We start from the raw sequence: 19493 nt of genomic DNA on the forward strand, positions 1-19493 counted from the left end.
ACCGGGTGTGTCAGCCGCCAATGATGTGCCTGACCCATCGCGTTCGCCAGCAAGCCAGCCCCTACGAATGGGTGTCCAACCCGGATTTTAGGTGTGACGCCGCGCCTACAAAAGCATCACTTGCGCCACCAGCGTCTCAGGCAGAGACAAACACCGGCGCATGCTGCCAGTTGATCTGCTCCGCCGGCATGGGCCGCGCGAACCAATAGCCCTGGCCCAGTTCGCAGTTGTGTTTCAGCAGAAAGCCGGCCTGGTTGGCCTGCTCGATACCTTCCGCCAGCACCCGCATATCCATGGCCCGAGCCAAGGCAATGATCGCGTTGACGATCGCGATGTCGTCATCGTCGTCCGGCAGACCGGCAACGAACCCCTGATCGATTTTCAGTTTCTGCACCGGCATGCGCTTGAGCCGCAGCAGCGACGAATACCCGGTGCCGAAATCGTCGATGGACAGTTTCAAGCCCAGATCACGCAGCCGGTGCATCTGTTCGATGGCTTGATCGGGGTCGTCCATGATCGCGCTTTCGGTAACCTCCAATTCCAGAAACCGGGGCGCCAGTCCGGTTTCGGCCAGGACCTTGGCCACCCGACGATCCAGATCGCCGCGACCGAACAGCCGGCTGGACACGTTGACCGCGACGAACGCGATATCCACACCCTCCGCCAGCCACTCGCCCATCTGCCGGCAGGCTTGGGTCAGCACCCAGTTATCGATGTCGGCGATCAGCCCGCTTTGCTCGGCGATGGGGATGAATTCACCCGGCGAAACCATGCCCCGCACCGGATGCTGCCAGCGCACCAGCGCTTCGACGCCTTCGATGCCGCGGCTGTTAAGGTTGTGAATCGGCTGATAAAACACCCGTAGCTCGTTTTCCTCGACGGCCTGTCGCAACTCGGCCGCCAACTCGACACGGCGCTGGGCGTGGGCGGTCAGTTCGGCGGTATACATCGCGTAACTTTCACGGCCCTGATACTTGGCCTGTGACAGTGCGGCGTCGGCATTGCGCAGCAACTGCTCGGCGGTCAGCGCATCGTGGGGGAAGATGCTGATGCCGACGCTGGCGGTGAGAAACAGCGATTGCCCGCTGACCAGAAAAGGCTCCCGCAGCCCTTCCAGAATGCTTTGCGCCAGTTCGGCGGACTGCGCGACCTGCTGGGCATTTTCGAGCAGAATCGCGAATTCGTCGCCGCCCAGCCGCGCCAGCGTGACGCCCTTTTCCAGATGGTTTTCAAGGCGCTCGGCGGCAGCTTTCAACACTTCGTCCCCGGCGCTGTGGCCGAGGCTTTCGTTAATGTGCTTGAAGTGGTCCAGGTCGACGAGCAACAGCGCCAGGCTGCGCTTGTTACGACGGGCGTGGGTATGCGCCTGTTCGGCGCGGTCTGTGAACAGCAAGCGGTTGGGCAAGCCGGTCAGCGGATCGTAATGGGCCAGATGCGCCAGCTCGCGCTCGGAATGCTTGATCGAGGAAATGTCGGAAAACACCGCGACGAATTGGGTGATTTCGCCGTGCTCGTCCCTGATCGGACGAATGCTTTGCCACTGCGGGTAGATCTCGCCGCTTTTGCGACGGTTCCAGATCTCGCCACTCCACTGCCCTGCGCTGTGGATGGTCTTGAACATGCGTTCGTAGAACTCGGGGCCATGGCGCCCTGATTTGAACTTGCTCGGCCGCAGACCCAGCACTTCATCCTGCTGATAGCCGGTGATCTCGCTGAAGGCGCGGTTCACGTGCACGATCACGCCCGTGGCATCGGTGACCAGCACGCCTTCCAGCGTGGTATCGAACACAGCCGCGGCCAGTCGCAATCGCTGCATGTCCTCATCCCGGCGCGCCAGCTCGGTGACGCCCGTGAATCGGAGCAATCGCGAGCGAGCCAGGTAGATCAGCACCGCGCTGAAGGCCAGCCAGACATAACCGCCGGCCTGCTGCGCCCGCCCCAGCTGGGTCGGGTCCTCGATCAGCCGCGGCAGCACATAGTCCATGACCGCGGACCACCCAATCGATACAACCCCGTACAACGTTGCGGTGCGTAGCGCATCTCGGGTAGTGCTCGACATAGATAGAAACAACCTTGCGAAAGTAGAAATTATAGAACAAGAAACATCTTGCGACGCTTATCTGAAACAGCGGGTGGTTTTATCTGTGAGCTAAGTGATAATGCGCGCTTCTGTCTCAGGGTCTGCTCAGGCGGATCCGTACATCGCACGCGTTACAACCGAGGGCAACTCAGCCTATGTGGAACAACGGTCTGCTCGACCTGTCCGTCTGGCAATTGGTCGCAGTCACCCTGGCGATGACACATGTCACCATCGTCGGCGTCACGGTCTATCTCCATCGCTATTCAGCGCATCGCTCCCTGGAACTCAACGCCGGGCTCAAGCACTTTTTCCGTTTCTGGCTGTGGCTCACCACGGCGCAGAACACCCGCGAGTGGACCGCTATCCACCGCAAGCACCATGCCAAATGCGAAACCGTCGATGACCCGCACAGCCCGGTCATCAAGGGTCTCTCGACGGTCTTGCGCAAAGGCGCCGAGCTGTACCGCGCCGAAGCGGAGAACCCCGAGACGCTGCGCATCTACGGCAAAAACTGCCCCGAAGACTGGATCGAACGCAACCTGTATTCGCGCTATCCCCTGCTGGGCGTCGCGATCATGGGCGTGATCGATCTGGCGCTGTTCGGCGTCATCGGCATCACCGTCTGGGCGATTCAGATGATGTGGATTCCGGTGTGGGCGGCGGGCGTGGTCAATGGCCTCGGCCATGCAGTCGGCTATCGCAACTTCGAATGCCGTGACGCTGCCACCAATCTGGTGCCCTGGGGCATTTTGATCGGCGGCGAAGAGCTGCATAACAACCACCACACCTATCCCAACTCGGCCAAGCTGTCGGTCAAGCGCTGGGAGTTCGACATGGGCTGGGCGTGGATCAAAGTGTTCAGCTGGTTGCGCCTGGCGAAGGTGCAGCGCGTCGCGCCGATCGCGCACCGTGTTGAAGGCAAGGGTCATCTGGACATGGACACGGCGATGGCCATCCTCAACAACCGATTCCAGATCATGGCTCAGTACCGCAAGCTGGTGATCGCGCCTTTGGTGGCACAGGAACTGGCGAAAGCCGATGCCTCCGTACGTCACCAGTTCCGCCGCGCCAAACGCCTGCTTTCCCGCGAGCCCAGCCTGCTTGAAGACAAGCATCAAGCGCGCATCCAGACCATGCTGGAACACAGTCAGGCACTGAAAGTGATCTACGAAAAACGCCTGGCGCTGCAGCAGATCTGGGCGAAGACCAGCAGCAATGGTCACGACATGCTGGCGGCCATCAAAGACTGGGTCCACGAGGCCGAAGCCAGCGGGATTCAGTCGCTGCGTGACTTCGCCGATCAGCTGAAAACCTACTCGTTGCGGCCTCACCACGCTTGATGCCGTTGATCGGTGACCATTCGTCCGGGTGGCACCGATCGGAACTTAGTGCCATTACTCCTATCTCATTAACACCTTCGCACTATGCTGTGTGACATGTTGTGGCATGCGCCGCACCTTATTCCGAGATGCAGTGCTCATGGACAACCAGACTCCCCACGTTGAGACCCCCGCCGCAGCAGAAACCCTTCTGGCGCTGATGCATGCCCAGGCGGAAGTGGCGCGCCTCAGCGAGCGCGAGCAGCTGTTCAGTTCTCTGCTGGTCAGCGTCAACGCCGTGTTGTGGGCGTTCGACTGGCAGACGCAACGCATGATCTATGTCAGCCCCGCCTACGAGCGCATTTTCGGCCGTTCCGCCGGTTTGTTGCTCGCGGACTACAGCGAGTGGCGCGACAGCATTTACCCCGACGATCTGGACTACGCCGAGCGCAGCCTCAGCGAAGTGCTCGAGAAAGGCTCCATCGAAGACCGCGAGTACCGCATCATTCGCGCCGACGGCCAGGTCCGCTGGCTCAGTGATAAATGCTTTGTCAGTCATCAGGCCGAGCACAGCCAGCGCCTGATCGTGGTCGGCATCGCCGAAGACATCACCGAGAAGAAGCACCTCGAAGACGAGCTGCAGCGTCTGGCCACCACTGACGTGCTCACCCAAAGCAGCAATCGCCGGCACTTCTTCGAATGCGCTCAACGCGAATTCGAGCAGGCGCGTCTGCAGGGCACGCCGATGGCGTTCCTGTTGCTGGACGTGGATGATTTCAAGCTGGTCAACGACACCTATGGCCACCAGGAAGGCGACCTGGTGCTGCAACGCATTGCCGAATGCGGGCGCAAGACGCTGCGTCGTGGTGATTTGTTCGGGCGGATTGGCGGGGAAGAGTTCGCCGCCGTGTTCCCGGGCTGTGCGCCGGAAATGGCCCAGCAGATCGCCGAGCGGTTGCAGCGGGAAATTCAGCGCCTGAGCTTCCAGTGCAATGACAAGACCTTTGGCATCACCGCCAGCCAGGGGCTGACTAACCTTGGCGAGCAGGACCAGAGCCTCGAAGCGCTCTACGCACGTTCTGACGCTGCGATGTACCAGGCCAAGCGCCAGGGCAAGAATCAGATCGTGCTGGTGTAAGCCTGCTCTTCTGAAATCAACATCCCGGCTAAGCCACCGTCTTGCTGCGCACCCCTTCCAGATCTGACTCGCTGATCTTCAGCAGCCGCGCCGACTTGCTTTTCGCCAGTGCCTCCAGCGGGTCTTCAAGTCCGAGCGCGCCCATCTGTCCCGCCACGTTCATCGCCAATACCTCGCGAGTGAAGACGCCGGTGTTGTACTGGTACACCGCCGCAATCAATTCACGCAGTTCCAGCGGCAGCCGCCAGCGTGTGCGCAATGCCGAGCCAAACGAGGCCGAATACTGCGCCAACGCGCGGCGAATGGTAGCCTCATCCAGCGCGCCGCCGGCGATCAGCCAGTCCTGCAAACAGCGCAACACCGTCAAGTCGCCCAAGCCCCTGAGCAAACCGGCGCAGTAGCAACGCTCGTGATCGAGATCCAGCTTACGCGCCAACGTCCGCGCGCAGTCGGCAGTGCGTTGCGAGACCTCCCAGATTTCGGTGGCGTGCAGCAATAGCGCGGCATCCGTGAGCACCGCGCCGCGCTTGAGAGCCAGACCTTGCACCAGATTGACGCTCTGGGTGGCGCCCAATACGGCGAGCGCCTGGCCCAACGTCTGCACAGGCTTGCCCTGGTGGTGCGACGCGCTGTTGGCGGCGGCAATCAATAGTGCGGTGACATGGGGATCGTGGGTCAGCGCCTTTTCCAGCAACGTCAGATCAACACCCGACGCCCCACGACTGCTGGCCACGGCTGCCGTCACGTCAACAAACAGCGGCCCGCCGTCAGCCACCTCACGGCGTTTTTCCAGAAACGCATCCAGCCCGACACCCGGCGCCAGCGCGGGCACTGCACAGGCGACCTGCGCGCCGTCCTGCAACAGCAGCGTTTCCAGCCGATGGCGCAGGCCTTCCATGTTCAGGGGTTTGGTGAGATAGGCGGTCGGCGCCAGCTGCACGGCCTCGCGGACACTGACGCTGTCGCTGCGACTGCTCAGCAAAATGAAACGAACCGGCGGCTGACGGCGCAGCTGCCGCAGCCCGCGCAGCAAGCTCAGGCCATCGACCCCCGGCAGTTCGCGGGAAGCGATCACCAGGTCGGGGATATACCCGCTCATCCGCTCGATGGCCTCCCGGCCGTTGGAACAGATGTCCAGCTGCGCGTCGCAACGCACGTCGAGGACCAATTCGTTGAGCATCTCGCGGGCCCAGGGGTCCGATTCAGCAATCAACACGCGGGGAACGGCTAGCGCCTCTACAACGGTCATCATGACTCTCCGGCATCAGTCCCTTTACCTTAGTCAAAGACTGGGCAGGGAGACAGACCGAAAGCGATTTTTCTGGCGTCAATAAACAAAAAACCTGCCGAAGCAGGTTTTTCTGATCAAGCGCTCACACTTTTACCAAGCGTGCATGCGGCTCATCGGCATGAAGTCAGGCAATTTCAGCGAAGCATTCTTCGATGATCTTCAGGCCTTTGTCCAACTGCTCGTCCGGCGAGGTCAGCGGGACCAGCACGCGCAACACGTTGCCGTAGGTGCCGCAGGACAGCAGGATCAGCCCCTTGTCACGGGCCTTTGCGATCACTTGCGCGACGGCAGCAGCGTTAGGCTTGTGGGTGTCGCCGTTCTCGAAGCACTCGACGGCGATCATGGCGCCCAGCGCGCGGACTTCACCGATGACCGGGTACTTGGCCTGGATGGCACGCAGGCCAGTGACCAGACGCTCGCCAACGGCTTTGCAACGATCCAGCAGGTGCTCTTCTTCGAACACTTCCATCACCGCGAGCGCAGCAGCACACGCGACCGGGCTGCCGGCGTAAGTGCCGCCCAAACCGCCCGGGGCGATGGCGTCCATGTATTCGGCCTTGCCGCACACGCCCGCCAGCGGGAAACCACCGGCGATGGACTTGGCGAAGGTGGTCAGGTCGGCGCTCACGCCCATCTGTTCCATGGCGAAGAAGGTGCCGGTACGGCCAGCGCCGGTCTGCACTTCGTCAGCGATCAGCAGAATGCCGTGCTTGTCGCACAGTTCACGCAGACGCGCCATGAACGCCTTAGGCGCGACGTAGAAACCGCCCTCGCCCTGCACCGGCTCGATGATGATCGCGGCGATGTCTTTAGGCTCGGCGTCGTTCTTGAAGATGCGCTCGATGCTGGCGATGGAATCGTCAACGCTGACACCGTGCAGTTCGTTCGGGTAGATGGCGCGGAAAATACCGCCCGGCATCAGGCCCATGCCGGCCGAGTACGGCACGACTTTACCGGTCAGGCCCAGGGTCATCATGGTACGGCCGTGGTAAGCGCCGGTGAAGGCGATGACGCCTGCACGGCCGGTTGCGGCGCGGGCGATCTTGACGGCGTTTTCAACCGCTTCGGAACCGGTGGTGACCAACAGGGTTTTCTTGGCGAAGTCGCCCGGCACCTTGGCGTTGACCTTCTCGCACAGCTCGACGTAAGGCTCGTACGCCAGCACCTGGAAGCAGGTGTGGGTCAGCTTGGTCAGTTGCTCTTGCACGGCCGCGATGATTTTCGGGTGCAGGTGACCGGTGTTCAGTACCGCAATGCCGCCCGCGAAGTCGATGAACTCGTTGCCTTCGACGTCGGTGACGGTGGCGTTCTTCGCGGACTCAGCGAAGATCGGGTGAATTTGACCAACGCCGCGTGGGACTGCAGCTTCGCGGCGTTTCATCAGGGATGCGTTAGTTTTGCTCATCATTTCCTCATTCGCCGCTCATCGGGCGGCGCGGTTCAAGGATCAAGCAGCGGGGGTCAACAGCGACAGCATACGATGATCGACTGTCGCGGCCTCCCGGCCACCAATAGGTTGGTGCCACTGAAACCTGCGAAACGGCGCTCTCGCGTCCCGCAGGTTGTAGAACAGTTACTTCACTCTGCCACTCAGCGGGTTCAGATGCTGAGGCAGAGGTATTTGATTTCCAGATAATCTTCGATGCCGTACTTGGAGCCTTCGCGACCAAGACCGGACGCCTTGATACCACCGAACGGCGCGACTTCGTTGGAGATCAGACCGGTGTTGATGCCCACCATGCCGTACTCCAGCGCTTCCGCCACACGGAACACCCGGCTCAGGTTCTGCGCGTAGAAATACGACGCCAGCCCGAACTCGGTGTCGTTGGCCATGGCGATCACTTCGGCTTCGTCTTTGAAGCGGAACAGCGGGGCCAGCGGGCCGAAGGTTTCTTCCTTGGCCACGGCTGCGTTTTTCGGCACGTTGACGAGGATAGTCGGTTCGAAGAAGTTGCCTTCCAGGCTGTTGCCGCCGCTCAGCACTTTCGCGCCTTTGCTCAAGGCATCAGCGATGTGTTCCTTGACCTTGGCCACGGCTTTTTCGTCGATCAGCGGACCGGTGGTGGTGCCTTCCGCCAGGCCATCACCCACTTTCAGCTTGGCGACGGCAACCTGCAGCTTCTCGGCGAAAGCGTCGTAGACGGCATCCTGCACATAGATGCGGTTGGCGCACACGCAGGTCTGGCCGTTGTTGCGGTATTTGGAAATGATCGCGCCCTCAACGGCCTTATCCAGGTCAGCGTCGTCGAACACGATGAACGGCGCGTTGCCGCCCAGTTCCAGCGAGACCTTCTTGATGTCGTGAGCGCATTCAGCCATCAACTGGCGACCGATCTCGGTCGAGCCGGTGAACGACAGCTTGCGTACGATTGGGTTGCTGGTCAGCTCGCCGCCGATATCGCCGGCGCTGCCGGTCACCACGCTGAACACGCCCGCCGGGATGCCCGCGCGCTCGGCCAATTCAGCCAGTGCCAGTGCAGAGTAAGGCGTTTGCGAAGCGGGCTTGAGCACCATGGTGCAGCCTGCCGCCAGCGCCGGGCCGGCCTTGCGGGTGATCATCGCAGCGGGGAAGTTCCACGGCGTGATCGCTGCGGTAACACCGATCGGCTGCTTGAGGACGATCAGGCGCTTGTCCGGCTGATGGCCCGGAATCACGTCGCCATAGATGCGCTTGGCCTCTTCGGAGAACCACTCGATAAAGGAAGCGGCATAAGTGATTTCGCCTTTGGCCTCGGCCAGTGGCTTGCCCTGCTCAAGGGTCATCAGGCGACCGAGGTCGTCCTGGTTTTCAATCATCAGCTCGAACCAGCGACGCAGCTTGGCGCCACGCTCTTTGGCGGTCAGCGCACGCCAGGCCGGCAGCGCCTTGTCAGCGGCCTCGATGGCGCGGCGGGTTTCAGCAGCGCCCATCTTTGGCACGGTGCCGAGAATCTCATTGGTCGACGGGTTATTGACCTTGATGGTCTGGCCACTGTCGGCATCCGCCCAGGCGCCATTGATGTACGCCTGCTGGCGGAACAACTTCGAGTCTTTGAGCTGCATTGCGGCCTCCTGAACAGCACCGCGCGCGGCGGAGCGAATGGTTGTGTGCGGGCGCCTCGACCGAGGCCGCCGCCGGATATAACTGTCGCCGGCCCTGAATGAAGAATAGAAGAAAGGCCGGGCGGGGCGTTTGAAATCTCAAACGAATCCTAGGGACAACAGGGGTAAAGGACAATAGTGCGTTCGAAAAAAAGAACGGTTGGAGCTTGGGGTGGGATGAATTCGGATGAGCGTAGCTGGGAGCGTTCGTATGTGGTTGTCGTGCGGGGGTGCCGATACGGCTTGGCTTGGTCTCACTAAATTGTTAACGGCGGGTCATCGGCATGGACGCGTGCAGGCCAGATGAGTATTATGGCGCCCGCGTTGCACCTGTAGCTCAGCTGGATAGAGTACTGCCCTCCGAAGGCAGGGGTCATGGGTTCGAATCCCGTCAGGTGCGCCATCTTCTTCCCTTTGCGTCGCAGGGGGTCAGCGTTACTCCCCATACCTGTTTTAGTCCTGAATGTCGTACCCCCATCGACCGAGGCATCTTTGTCTCTCGCGTCGAGGCTGTAGGCACCGCCTTTCATCAACTCATTATCGCTGCATCTCCTAAGTCGCACTGAAGCACAAAGGCGCGTAGTCGGAAATGGTGCCGATGTTTTCAGGGGTTGGTGCAAGCACAGTGATACGGGTCTCAACATCAGACATTTAACGGCCACAGCCAGTGACCTTGTTTTGATTTTTCTGGCGCCTGAAATACGGAAACCTGTATAAATCCGCTTGGCGTCATGCACCTTGAACAAGGTCACGCCAGTATATGGAATTCAGCTTTGTCTCAGGCGCCCGCCTGGGAAACAGGGAGAGACAATGCAATGGTTTTCTCGTCGTGGGTCCCCCACGCAAGCTCATACCGCCGCACTTGCGTGCCCCCAATCCGGCGCAGCTTCACACCTCGCCACGCCTCCGCGCTTGCCCAACAGCACGGCCGTCCCGTGCATGGGCATGACGTCGCCGGTGCCGGGAACTATCGCTGGGAACTATCAAGGCCGTTGTTGCACCCGTTGCCTTCGCTGGACTGTCGGCTGATTAACTCTCAGACACTCCTTAAGGACGCCTGACTAAAGACATGAGTAATCCTCCCAACCCCTACATCTACCTGATACGAAGCGTGATCTGTGGCCTGGTCGGTCTGTCCCTGCTGGTGATTGCCGGTTATATGGCTTACTGGCGTTACGAGTTTTTGCCTCAGGCGCAGCGTGCGCCTGGCGTAGTTACCAAGCTAAACGCTGGCGGTTCGCACCCCGAAATCGAATTCACCAGTGCTGACAACCAAGTCATCTCATACCCACAGGGTGGGATGATTTCTGGTTATGAAGTCGGGCAACCGGTTCAGGTGCTCTACCTTGCCGAAGACCCCGAGATGACGGGTGTCGTTAACGACCGGGGGGCGCTGTGGGGCACTTCGGCGTTGTTAGGGTTGATGGGTTTGGCCTTCGCGCTCGTGGCTCGATCCGAATTTTCCAGTGGTAGAAAGAAACCGGCCGTACCGGCGCTAAAGGACGTTAAACCATGACTCACTCGATCATTCCGCTACCTGTTAGTTTCAGTCGGTGGACCTATAACAGCGAGTCGTGGCGGGCTGACTCCCAAAGATCACCATCGGCCGGCAGCTCGCAGGGCTGACAGCCGATCCCAGATACTTTTCAAGGACGCCTGAGTAAAGACATGAGTAATCCTCCCAACCCCTATACCTACCTCATACGAAGCCTGATCTTTGGCTTGGCCGGTGTAGTCCTGCTTGCCATTGCCGGTTCTATGGCTTACTGGCGTTACGAGTTTTTGTCTCAGGCGCAGCGAGCCCCTGGTGTAGTGACTAAACTTAACGCTGGCGGTTCGCACCCCGAAATCGAATTCACCAGTGCTGACAACCAAGTCATCTCATACCCGCAGGGCGGGGTGATTTTCGGCTATGAAGTTGGTCAGCCGGTTCAGGTGCTCTACCTTGCCGAAGACCCGAAGATGACGGCTGTCATTGAAGACCGAGGCGCGTTGTGGGGCATTCCGGTGTCACTGAGTTTTATGGGCCTGGCGTTTATCTGGGGCTGTAGGTCTGAGTTTTCCAGTGGCAGGAAGCAACCTGCCGTACCGCCGCTAAAAGGACGTTAAAACGATGACTGAATCGATCATTCCCCTGCCGGTCAATGTCAGCGGTTGGGAGTACATCACAGGGAGTAGCGGCGGGCTCAGTGTTGGTTTGGTATCCGGTACGGGCGGATCAATCACCCTAAAGACACCCGATGGCAAAGAAGAGAGCTTTCGCTACGGAGGCGCTGGCGCAGGCATTGGGTTAGGCTTCAAGTTGCCGCGCTTCGGCAAGGTTAACCTGCAGATCAAGGGCAAAAACGTTGGCGGCGCGGGGGCATTGGAATCCTTTACGAGCTACGGCTGGGTATTCGTGTCGGATGCGCTGAAAGACCGGGACTTAAAGCGCGATGACATCACCGGTCCCTGCGTGTTCATGGAACTTAACGCCGGCTTGGTTGCAGGCGGCTCGGGCACGGCAATGCTGTTCGGGCTGGACCCGAAACTGCTGGCACTCTCAATGGCGATGAATACAACACCGGCTACCGCGTTTTTTGGAATGACGGTGATACAGCGTCAGTTGATGCAGTCAGCCAAGGGGGCGCTGCTTATGACTGGATATAATGTGGGCGCGCAAGCAGGCTTTGGCGGGGCGATCTATTTGGGCGGGTTGTTCTGATCCCGACAATCTGACTCGGCTAGGCGTGATGCCGCTTACTAGCTGACATAAAAAAACGGCCCTGCTCATTGAGCAGGGCCGTTTTTGTTAACGCTCAAACAGGTTCAATCACGCATTTGGGCAAGGCACGGGGGCCCAGTCGCCCAGATCCGGGCTTTTGCACATCGCGTTAACCTGCGATTGACCGGTCGCTGCAACCTGCTGGCTTGCAGCCTGCTTGGTTTTCGCGTCCCGCAAGGTCTTCTCGGTGGTCACTGCTTCCTGAGGTACGGTTGGCAGCTTTTTCTTCGTGGCGGCTTTTTTCTTGTTGGCCGGAGTAACAGATGTGGTGTCTGCCGCTGCAACAGTGGCTACGTCGGCACGCTGCACGCCAACGGTTTGCAGGTCTTTTTCGTACGCTTGGGTGTAGCTGTTGAGGCTTTCACCGGTACGACCGTTCACGGTGGTGATCAGGTCGTTAGACTCTTTGAGGCCCGCGACGATTTCAGCCAGACGCTTGCGGCCTTCGGTGTCGTTGATGGTCTTGGCTTTGCGGCCCGCGATCAACTTGGTGAACTCGCTCTGGTAGCAAGACTGCGAAGCCTGGGCGTAAGCCGTGCTGCGGTCCATGTCGCCGACGCTCTTGTTGATGTCGGTTGCGTAAGAGCCGATGCGCTGTTTGTCGTCAGCAATCTGCTTCTGCTTCTCGGTGTAGTAACCCGCTGCACCGCCAACCACGGCGCCGCCTGCTGCACCGATGGCGATATTGCGTTTACGGTCTTCGGAGCTACCGACCATTGCCCCGGCCAGTGCGCCACCCAGAGCGCCGACAGCGGCACCGCCGAATACGGACTTGGCGGTGTCACCGTCAGTCTCACGCAGGTGTTTGACCGGCTCGTAGCAGGTTGGGTAGTACTCAACCTTGGTGCTGGCACCCACTTTGGAGACCGGCGAGCTGGCACAGCCTGCCATCAGTACGGCGCTGAAGCCTACGGCAGCCAATAGCAGCCCACGGCATTTGGAGGTCGATACAACGGGTTTACGGCTTAGCTGCATGTTCTTGCTCTCGTTTTGGTTTTACAACGCCGGTACGGCCACTGGCCGCCCGGACTCCCTTTTACTCGCTGGACACCGGCCGTTAAGGCCCAGTGGCCGGTGCAAGCAATTCCTTGAGGACCGCCTGCGGGTCCGCGCGCTTTTGCTGACGATAACTGCCCACGTTGCGGACAAATACTGTGGCGCGAGCCACCAGACTTTTGCCCACGACCGGTTTTCGATTGAGCTCTTCCTTGACCCGTTGAAACTGCGCCTGGATCACCGCATCGGTGTAGCGCGTACCGGTAGCAAGGTTGTCGATGTAGATCGCCACTGCGCCATCGAGCGCGCTGGTGCCGTTTTCGATGGCCATGGCAAACAGCTTGGCACTCGCCTCATCCTTCGCATCCAGCGCTTGCTGTCGGCTTTTCCTGAGGTTGGTCAGGCGGATGTTGTAGTTGTTGACTGTTTCAGCTACCAAGGCCGATGACTGGATCAAGCCGCCTGCCGCTTCTTCGCGCTGCTGAGCGATTAACGACACATTGCGTTTAAGCTCTTCGTTGACCAGTCCCAGCTCGGCTTGCAGCTTGGGGTCAGTGCTGGAGGAGATGATCGTATCCAGGCGCTTGGTCGGGTCCTGAGTGTCGTCGATCGCGTCAGTCAACGAAGCCAGCCGTCCCTCTTTCTGCCATTGTTCGAACAGCTCTTTGTAACGCGAGCGAGGCGCAGAAAGCGCACCAATGGCCACCCGAAAACCAGTGGTTTCGTTGCTCTGCTCAGTGCCATCGGCAGCAAAAAGCGGGTACTCGCGGCGCATCCCGGTGAATAGCGTGCCCTCACCTTCCAGGTAATTGCCACCCTTGGCGACAAAGCCGCCGTAAGCCCCCTGAAGACGCCCGGCATGCACCAGCTGGAATGATTCCTGAACCATTTCAGCAGCATTGCCGAGCACGTCGAACAGGCCGATGGGGTTGGGTAACTTGGTACCGATGGGCATCAGTCGCGCCGCTTGGCCGGTGCCGCCCGCTACTTGGTTGAACACCGCCCAATCACTCAACGGGCCGTCTTCTTCACTGCCCTCTGTGTGGCGCGGAAACAGTCGCCCCTCAAGCTCCTGACGGCTGACGGCCTGCCCCCCACGGGCGGCATATTCCCACTCGACTTCGGTGGGCAGTCGTACGAAACCGACGCCGCCGTCGTCTTCTGTTCTGCCCCGCCCGCTGATGGGCAGCAGCTCACGGTGATACTTCATCAGCCAGGCGCTGTAGATCGCCGAGAAGCGTTCGGCCTCATAGCGCGACAGCTTGACCTTGGGCAAGCGCCCGGCCATGCCCTGAGGGACGCCGCAGGCCGGAGCAGGCTCACCGCTGGCCAGTGCCTGCGCCTGCGCCATGACCGCTGCGTACTGGCGGGCAGTGACCTCGTATTTACCGATGAAATACATCATGGGTTTGAGCGGGGTGCCCGCATCGGTTTTAGGCAGCAACGGGCTGATGGTTTTACGCCAGTCACCGGGCAGGTCACCAAGAGTGAACTGCCCGTTGATGAAGTCCCGGCGGTAGCCGGAAATGAAGGATTGCTTGTAGCCCGGCTCACCCTCGGCAAATGGATAGCCCAGGCTTACTTCACGATCGTCCAGGGTGCCCTGGGCCAGCACGTAGACATAACGAAACACCATCTCCCCTTCGCACGGCAGTGGCAACACCACGTCGTCAGGCAAGGGCTTGGGGTTGTCGAGCGAGTCGTCCGGCGCATCAACCTCGGCTGCCTGTACCCACGAAGGCACGCCCAACGGCGCGCACAAGGTGGCAAGGGTCAACGCCAGGATGGCCCTGCGCAACTTATACATCTCTGATTCCTTCCGACGCTTCGATACGCGCCACACGCCAGCCGCCGAGCGCCGCTGCCAACACACTGGCACCGAGTACACCTGACAGCGCGATGACGTAATGACGCAACAGCAGGTGACTGGCATGCTCGCCGGGCACCTGCACAAACAAATGATTGAGACCCGATTCGGCCACGCTATAAAGCAGGACGCTGATCAATACCGCCAACACGCCGCTGTAGAGCGCTTGCAGTACCACGAACAGCAACAGCGCGCCGGTGCTGAACCCCAGTAAACGCAGCACCGAAAGCTCTCGACGCTTGCGCGCGACCGCCGCCAACGCCCCGGCGAAGATCGCTGCGGCGGCGCCGACCACGGCCAATGCTGCGATCACCCAAAAAACGATGGAGAGATTACGGCTCAGCGATTGCACTTGCGCGATGGTCTGCGCCTGCGTTGAAACCAACTGATTGCGGGCGGCGAAATACACCCGCAGCGGCTCAACGTCATTGAGGTTACGGGCGTACAGCCGAAACGCGGGGTAAACGCGCTGCTCATCGGCAGTTGGGGCATCGCCTGGCCAGCCAAACGCCTGCACCGCCAGGCCATCGCGGTAGTCTTCCACCGCTGCGAGCAATGCCAGTGGCGCGAAAATCGCATCGCGCCCAAACGCTTCTATGCCCAAAACCGCCGTGACGTGCAGACGCGTGTGTTGCGCTTGAAGTTGCCCCGCCACCTGACGGCTGAAAGACGCCTCTAGCCAGTCGCCCGCTTGAGCCCCTAGTTTTTCAGCGGCGGTCGCGCTGAGGATGATGCTGTCCAGGTCGGTGGGTGGCAGTACGTTGCCCAGCAACGGATCACCCACGCCACTGGGAATCATCTCGACGTTTACCGCTCGATCCCGCTCCGGCGTAGATAGGTCGGCGGTGGCCGCGATCTGGCGGGTACGGGGCAACGCGAATGCGACGTCGGGCCTTTGCGCCAATGCATCGATGAACGCTGCGCTGAACCGGCCGCCGCCCATGGGAATCACCTCACGCACTGCCGGGTCGCGCTCCAGGCGTTCGGTCAGGCTGCCCACCAGCCCAAATTTGAGTCCGAACAACACCAACAGCGGTGCAATGACCGCCACCAGCGCCAAGACCGCACAGGCTGAAAGCCGCGCGTCCGCGCGGTAGTCATGCCAGGCCAGAGAAGCTATCAGCGCAGCGCGCATCATCGACCTTCCTCAAGCGTGGCCGTCACACCACCATCGGCATCGCGCACACAACGGATGTGCAGCACGTGCAAGCCTGCGTCACGCGCCAGCGCTTGGTCATGGGTTGCGATCACGCAACAGGCCCCCTGCGCCCTGACACGCCCAAGCAACAATTGCATCACGCGCAGCGCGTTGAGCGGGTCGAGGGCCGCAGTAGGTTCATCGGCCAGCAGCAGACGCGGGTTGTGCGCCAGCGCCCGCGCAAAACTGACGCGCTGACGTTGCCCCACGGACAGCGCACCGGGTTTCTTGCTCAACTGCTCGCTGACCTCTAACTGCGTTGCCAGTTGCTCGACGCTGCCATCGTCTGCCAGCCCCAGCAGCTGCCGGGGCAAACCAATATTGGCGCGCACATCGAGATAACCCAACAGCCCACCGGTTTGCAGCACATAACCCATCTGCCGACTGCGCAACGCCGCGAGACGGTTGTGCTGTGCATCGCGCCACAGTCCGGCAACGTCGACATCGCCCTGCTCGCTCGAGAAGTCAAAGCGCTGTGCCGAGTCCGGCGACAACACCAGCGCCAGCAGGTCGAGCAGCGTGCTTTTGCCACAACCGCTGGGCCCCACCAACGCCCACTGCTGACCCGCCGCCAAGTCCAGACGGGGGATCACCAGGCTGTAGCGCTGGCTGCCCTCGCCGCGCGTTTTGCGCACCTCTCGCAGGCTGAACATCATGGCAGTGTCGACAGCGGCACGCGGTACAACGCGTCACCCGGCTCGGCATCACCGAAGCGAACCCAGTTGGCGAGGTCGTTGTGGAAGGTTTCGTAGAGGCGGATTTTCGAATCCAGCTCATCAATGAAGTCTTCCTGCTCGGCCACACTCAACGACAGCCACAAGTCCTGCGTCATGCTCAGGGACTTGCTGCGATACGGCAGCCCCTCCAGGTACTCGCCCAGCACACCACTCTGCGCCAGGTTGCCAGCCTTGTTCAACGCGGATGGATCGCGGCTCATGTAGGCGCTGGCACTGGCGATTTCCTGGAAGAAGTCCCTGGGCGAGCTTTGCGTTTTGCGGGCCGCGTCAACGACCAGCTTGAGCGACTGTTGCAGGTCATTGAGCTGCAACTTGCTGAGCATCACGCAAACTTGAAACTGCGGCAGCGCAGGGTTGGTCAGGTCGCGATCGGTGGTCCAGGCACTGACCAATTGCGGCGCGCGAACGCCCGATTGATGACCAAGGAAGTCCATGCGCATGGCGTATCCGATGGCCGCAGATTTATCAGCCACGGTAGGTGCTGCAGGCAATGCAGGGGCTGAAGGCGCCTGGTTGTTGCGTACCTGATGCACAAGGTCGGCAAACACCGAGCCGATTTCAGACACGCGCTGGCCAAACTTCTGCACATCACCGCCGGGCACGCCCACGTACAGGTCACCGATCTTCGGGTTAGCGTCGGCGGTTAGCGTGCGGTATTGCTGCTCGGCGAACGCATGGTTCTTTTTGCCTGCATCGGTTTTCAGGTGCAGCGCGTAGATTTTGATCTGCTTGCCCAGCGCGGCCTGTCGTACCTCCGCCTCGTTCATCTGGGTGCTGCTGTAGAGGTCGTTCTTGCGCAGGGATCCGGCATCCGTGACTAACAGAATCAGGCGCCCTCCATACCCCGTCCAGTCCATGCCGTTGACCGCCTGCATGATCCCGGCAAAAGCATCCTCGTTAAAGGACTGGCTCGAAACATCGGTGGCTTTGACCTGTCGCGCCAGCTCCAGGAACCGTTGCGGATCACGCCCTTGATCCAAGGTCACGAGTGTCTTGCTGAGGTATTCCAAGCCAGGTGTTTTGCTGACGTTATTGCGAAACCCCACCATGCCGAAGCTGACGTGATCCAACTCGCCGCGCTTGGCAATCTGGTTCTGCAGTTCTGCGACCACGTCGCGCACTTGGTCGATGTACGGCTGCATCGACACTGAGGTGTCCACCACCAGCACGATGCCCGTGCGGAAGCCGTCCTGGGTGAAAGGTGCCTGCGCCTGAGCACCCGCCTCGTTCTTTTGAGGGGTGTTGCCGGGGTCGATAGACGCGACATTGAGCATCTGAACCGGCTGGCCGTTCTGGTCGAAGGTCTCTTTGGAGTCGAAGATCGGCAGCAGGTAAAACTGATTCTGTGGAATGGCGCTGGCGGCAGGCTCCAGCGCCAACACTTGATGGGTGTCGTCGGCGCTCTTTTGCGCATTGAGCAGCAGGGTTTTGGCGGCCGCCGGGTTATTCAGCAACTGCTCCAGATGGCTGGCGTCGTGCATGAACATCGCGGGTGCACGGCCGGAGCGCTCGGTGAATTTGAGCACCAGGCTCTGTTTCCAGTCGCTGAGCTGATCAAGTGGCAACCAGCCTTGGCTGTGCCCGTCGCTGGAAGCGCCCACCCGCAACCACTGGCTGCCGTTGAGGCTTTGACGTTGATAAACGTACAGCACCGAAAAAGCTGGCAGTGACGGGTCATCCGCAGCGGCGCCTGCCTGGTTGGCAAAACGCGCACCCGGCTTGCTCAACACGCGCTGAAACAAGGTTTTCTTGCCGACCATCAACAGCGGACGATTGCCACCGTCGGCATCCCCGAGCACAGGTTGCGCGGCAACGGCTGGCGGGGGGCTCGCAGGGTTCGTGGGCGGCGTCGTGCCCGTGCTCTGGGACGCAGGACCTTCAGGCGTGGCAGTGCGAGCAGGCGTTTTGTCCGCCGAAGCAGGCGGGGCAACTGCCGAAGTCCTCGGCGCGTCACTCAGCCACCAATAGGCCGCACCGCCCAAGCCCAAGGCGGCCGCGACTGCGACCGCCAACATGGCCAGCACGGGGCCTTTGCGTTGCTCGGAGTGGCTTGAAGGCTGCAGCGGCGGAGCATGACGCGGGGCCGTGGCAGGCTTATTTGGCGTGGCCGATGGAATCTCAATGGACACCGGCGTAAGCCCCGCCAAGTCATCCTTCGCAACCGGCGCACTCTTGACCTCGACCGGCGCCAGCGGGCGAATCTGGGTGGCGTCCGAAGTGTCCTGTGGCAGATTATCCAGCGCTGCGATGAGTTCGGCAGCATCGGCAAAGCGCTCGTTACGGTCTTTGGCCAACAGTTTGCTAAGGATGAACTGATAACGCCCGTGATGGATCGGCAACTCCGGCAGCGGCTCAGTCAGATGAGCCAGCGCCGTGGACAGGGCGTCGATGCCGATGTAAGGCAGCCTGCCCACCAGGATTTCATAGAGCACCACGCCCAATGCATAAAGGTCGGCGCGGCCGTCGATTTCCTGCCCGCGCGCTTGCTCGGGGCTCATGTAGCTGGGCGTACCGACGGCCAGCCCTGCCTGAGTGAATTGCGTGCGGTCGTCGAGCGATTTGGCGATGCCGAAGTCTGAGAGCACGGCAGAGCCGTTGGCGCGGAACAGAATGTTGGCCGGTTTAACATCGCGGTGCACCAGGCCTTGGGCATGGGCATAGCCCAGTGCCGATGCAATGTGGCGAATATAGGTCAGGCCCTGCTCGGCCGTGATTCCGTCCGCCACGCGTTCTTTGAGCGTGCCGTTGGGCAGGTACTCCATGGCCATGTAATACAGGTCGCCGACATTGCCAATGTCGTGAATAGTCACGGTATGCGGGTGCGACAGGCGCGCGAGCGTCTTGCCTTCACGCAGGAAGCGCTCGCAGAAAGTCGGATCAGCCGCCAGGGACGCGGCCATTACCTTCAGCGCGACCTTGCGCTCCAGCGAGCGTTGCGTGGCCAGATAGACGGTTGCCATGGCGCCCTCGCCAATCTCACCCTCTATGTCAAATCCGGAAATCAGTATGTCCATGGGTGGGT

14 protein-coding genes and 1 tRNA gene are annotated in these 19493 nt (G+C 60.7%); 6 read left to right on the top strand and 9 right to left on the bottom strand.

Annotated features, from left to right (window positions below; all coding sequences use genetic code 11):
• Window positions 1–136: 136 nt before the first annotated feature.
• Window positions 137–2059, bottom strand: a complete 1923-nt coding sequence (gene dibA / locus ACQKEN_RS17865) for a phosphodiesterase DibA (protein ID WP_427687507.1) — start codon at window positions 2057–2059, stop codon at window positions 137–139.
• A 176-nt stretch (window positions 2060–2235) separates the two neighbouring features.
• Here dibA and desA point away from each other — a divergent pair, with 176 nt between their 5' ends.
• Window positions 2236–3420 (top strand): delta-9 fatty acid desaturase DesA, encoded by a 1185-nt coding sequence (desA, locus tag ACQKEN_RS17870; RefSeq protein WP_427687509.1) that lies wholly within the window; start codon window positions 2236–2238, stop codon window positions 3418–3420.
• A gap of 139 nt (window positions 3421–3559) precedes the next feature.
• Window positions 3560–4537 (top strand): GGDEF domain-containing protein, encoded by a 978-nt coding sequence (locus ACQKEN_RS17875; RefSeq protein ID WP_133775676.1) that lies wholly within the window; start codon window positions 3560–3562, stop codon window positions 4535–4537.
• 28 nt (window positions 4538–4565) lie between these two features.
• On the opposite strand, the gene ACQKEN_RS17880 is transcribed toward ACQKEN_RS17875, so the two are convergent.
• From ACQKEN_RS17880 to gabD, 3 genes are all read right to left on the bottom strand, one after another.
• Window positions 4566–5789 carry an HDOD domain-containing protein gene (locus tag ACQKEN_RS17880; RefSeq protein ID WP_427687511.1) on the bottom strand — a complete coding sequence of 408 codons (1224 nt, stop codon included), beginning with the start codon at window positions 5787–5789 and terminating at the stop codon, window positions 4566–4568.
• Window positions 5790–5952: 163 nt separating this feature from the next.
• Window positions 5953–7233, bottom strand: a complete 1281-nt coding sequence (gene gabT / locus ACQKEN_RS17885; protein WP_427687513.1) for a 4-aminobutyrate--2-oxoglutarate transaminase — start codon at window positions 7231–7233, stop codon at window positions 5953–5955.
• A gap of 194 nt (window positions 7234–7427) precedes the next feature.
• Entirely contained in the window at window positions 7428–8870 is a 1443-nt protein-coding gene (gene gabD / locus ACQKEN_RS17890; RefSeq protein WP_427687515.1) for an NADP-dependent succinate-semialdehyde dehydrogenase, read from the bottom strand.
• Window positions 8871–9235: 365 nt separating this feature from the next.
• On the opposite strand from gabD, the gene ACQKEN_RS17895 reads away from it, so the two are divergent.
• The 4 genes from ACQKEN_RS17895 (at window position 9236) to ACQKEN_RS17910 (ending at window position 11613) form a co-directional block, all read left to right on the top strand.
• A tRNA-Arg gene (locus tag ACQKEN_RS17895) sits at window positions 9236–9312 on the top strand.
• 666 nt (window positions 9313–9978) lie between these two features.
• A complete protein-coding gene (locus tag ACQKEN_RS17900) occupies window positions 9979–10425 on the top strand; it encodes a DUF3592 domain-containing protein (protein ID WP_427687517.1) in 447 nt (148 codons plus the stop codon).
• 152 nt (window positions 10426–10577) lie between these two features.
• Window positions 10578–11018 (top strand): DUF3592 domain-containing protein, encoded by a 441-nt coding sequence (locus ACQKEN_RS17905; protein WP_205485959.1) that lies wholly within the window; start codon window positions 10578–10580, stop codon window positions 11016–11018.
• A gap of 4 nt (window positions 11019–11022) precedes the next feature.
• Entirely contained in the window at window positions 11023–11613 is a 591-nt protein-coding gene (locus ACQKEN_RS17910; protein WP_427687519.1) for a hypothetical protein, read from the top strand.
• Window positions 11614–11721: 108 nt separating this feature from the next.
• Here the strand turns inward: ACQKEN_RS17910 and tagQ are convergent, their stop codons facing one another.
• From tagQ to ACQKEN_RS17935, 5 genes are all read right to left on the bottom strand, one after another.
• The gene (gene tagQ / locus ACQKEN_RS17915; RefSeq protein ID WP_427687521.1) at window positions 11722–12648 is read right to left on the bottom strand and encodes a type VI secretion system-associated lipoprotein TagQ; all 927 of its coding nucleotides are present in this window, start codon (window positions 12646–12648) and stop codon (window positions 11722–11724) included.
• A gap of 82 nt (window positions 12649–12730) precedes the next feature.
• A complete protein-coding gene (locus tag ACQKEN_RS17920) occupies window positions 12731–14476 on the bottom strand; it encodes a formylglycine-generating enzyme family protein (protein WP_427687523.1) in 1746 nt (581 codons plus the stop codon).
• Window positions 14469–15671: an ABC transporter permease gene (locus ACQKEN_RS17925; protein WP_427687595.1), complete on the bottom strand. Its 1203-nt coding sequence runs from the start codon at window positions 15669–15671 to the stop codon at window positions 14469–14471. The genes ACQKEN_RS17920 and ACQKEN_RS17925 overlap by 8 nt, the downstream gene beginning before the upstream one ends.
• Window positions 15671–16387, bottom strand: coding sequence for an ABC transporter ATP-binding protein (locus tag ACQKEN_RS17930; protein ID WP_427687597.1), 717 nt, complete (start codon window positions 16385–16387; stop codon window positions 15671–15673). The genes ACQKEN_RS17925 and ACQKEN_RS17930 overlap by 1 nt, the downstream gene beginning before the upstream one ends.
• Window positions 16387–19485, bottom strand: coding sequence for a serine/threonine-protein kinase (locus ACQKEN_RS17935; RefSeq protein WP_427687525.1), 3099 nt, complete (start codon window positions 19483–19485; stop codon window positions 16387–16389). Before ACQKEN_RS17935 ends, ACQKEN_RS17930 begins: the two co-directional genes overlap by 1 nt.
• Between the last annotated feature and the right edge of the window lie 8 nt (window positions 19486–19493).

Source organism: Pseudomonas sp. NPDC078416 (assembly GCF_050268485.1).
Classification (GTDB): domain Bacteria; phylum Pseudomonadota; class Gammaproteobacteria; order Pseudomonadales; family Pseudomonadaceae; genus Aquipseudomonas.